This is a genomic window from Streptomyces sp. YS-3, assembly GCF_045257485.1.
In the GTDB taxonomy this organism is placed as follows: domain Bacteria; phylum Actinomycetota; class Actinomycetes; order Streptomycetales; family Streptomycetaceae; genus Streptomyces.
Genome location: NZ_JBJHPC010000879.1, coordinates 1 through 1,992 on the forward strand (window position 1 = coordinate 1; position 1,992 = coordinate 1,992).

Annotated in this window: 1 protein-coding gene; it reads left to right on the forward strand. The window is 73.3% G+C overall.

What is annotated here, in order from left to right; genetic code table 11:
• On the forward strand, window positions 1–1,992 hold a 1,992-nt coding region (gene glgX, locus ACJA3G_RS35855), incomplete at both ends, for a glycogen debranching protein GlgX (RefSeq protein ID WP_406557210.1).

Genomic DNA, 1,992 nt, shown 5'->3' on the forward strand with positions numbered 1-1,992 from the left:
CACCAACTTCGCGCTCTGGGCGGGCGGGGCGGAGGCGGTGGAGCTGTGTCTGTTCGACGCGGCCGGCACCGAGATCCGGCTCCCCCTGACCGAGCTCACCCATGAGATCTGGCACGGCTTCGTACCGGGCGTGCGGCCGGGCCGGCGGTACGGCTACCGGGTGCACGGCCGCTGGGACCCCTGGACCGGGGCCCGCTGGAACCCCTCGAAGCTGCTGCTCGACCCGTACGCGCGCGCGGTCGACGCGGCCGAGGGCAACGACTACGGCGCGCTGCCGCCGCAGGTGTACGGGCACGTACGGGACTGGCCGCAGCAGCAGGTGGCCGACACGGTCCGCGACGAGCGGGACTCGGCGCCGTACGTCCCCAAGGGCGTCGTCGTCCATGACGACGACGACTGGGCCGACGACCGGCGCCCGAAGACGCCGTGGGCGGACTCGGTCATCTACGAGCTGCACGTGCGCGGCTTCACCCAGCGGCACCCGGGCGTCCCCGAGGAGCTGCGCGGCACGTACGCGGGTCTGGCGCACCCGGCGGCGCTCGACCACCTCACCGGCCTCGGGGTGACGGCGGTGGAGCTGCTGCCGGTGCACCAGTTCGCCCACGAGGACCATCTGCTGCGCCGGGGCCTGCGCAACTACTGGGGCTACAACTCGATCGGCTACTTCGCGCCGCACGCCGCCTACTCGGCGTCCGGCACGGCCGGCCAGCAGGTCGGCGAGTTCAAGCGGATGGTGCGGGCGCTGCACGCGGCGGGCGTCGAGGTCATCCTCGACGTCGTCTACAACCACACCGCCGAGGCGGGCGAGCGCGGGCCGACCCTGTCGCTGCGCGGGATCGACAACAGGGGCTATTACCGCCTCCAGCCGGACGCGCGCCGGTACGCGGACTACACGGGCTGCGGCAACACCCTGCACGTGGTGCAGCCCCAGGTGCTGCGGCTGATCACGGACTCGCTGCGGTACTGGGTGACGGAGATGGGGGTGGACGGCTTCCGCTTCGACCTCGCGGCGGCGCTGGCCCGTTCGATGCACGACGTCGACATGCTCTCCCCGTTCCTGGCCGTCATCGCCCAGGACCCGGTGCTGCGCCGGGTGAAGCTGATCGCGGAGCCGTGGGACGTGGGGCGCGGCGGGTACCAGGTCGGGTCGTTCCCGCCGCTGTGGGCGGAGTGGAACGACCGCTACCGGGACGCGGTGCGGGACTTCTGGCGGGGCGCGCTGCCGGACGTACGCGATCTGGGCTACCGGCTGTCGGGGTCGAGCGACCTGTACGCCTGGGGCGGTCGCCGTCCGTACGCCTCGGTCAACTTCGTCACGGCGCACGACGGTTTCACCCTGCGCGACCTGGTGTCGTACGAGCGCAAGCACAACGAGGCGAACGGGGAGGGCAACCGGGACGGCACCGACGACAACCGGTCCTGGAACTGCGGGGTGGAGGGCGAGACGGACGACCCGGCGGTCAACGCCCTGCGCCGCCGCCAGCTCCGCAACCTCCTGACGACCCTGCTGGTCTCCACGGGGGTGCCGATGCTGGTGGCCGGGGACGAGATGGGGCGGACGCAGGGGGGCAACAACAACGCGTACTGCCAGGACGGGGAGGTGGGGTGGGTCGACTGGTCGCTGCTGGAGGAGCCGGGCCCGCGCGGTCTGCTCGCCCTGGCCCGCCGCCTCCTCGCGCTGCGCCACCGCCACCCCGTGCTGCGCCGGCGCGCGTTCTTCTCGGGCCGGGCACAGCGCGCGGACGGGCTGCGGGACCTGGCGTGGTTCACCGCGGGCGGGGAGGAGATGACGGAGCGGGACTGGTACGCGCCGACGGCCACGCTCGGGCTGTATCTGTCGGGCCGCGACATCCCCGGCCGCGACGCCCGGGGCGCGCCGGTGGTGGACGACAGCTTCCTGATCGTCCTGCACGCGGGCAGCCGCCCGACGAAGTTCGTGGTGCCGGGTCCGCCGTGGGGCGAGGGTTACGAGGTCCTGGTGGACACCGCGGC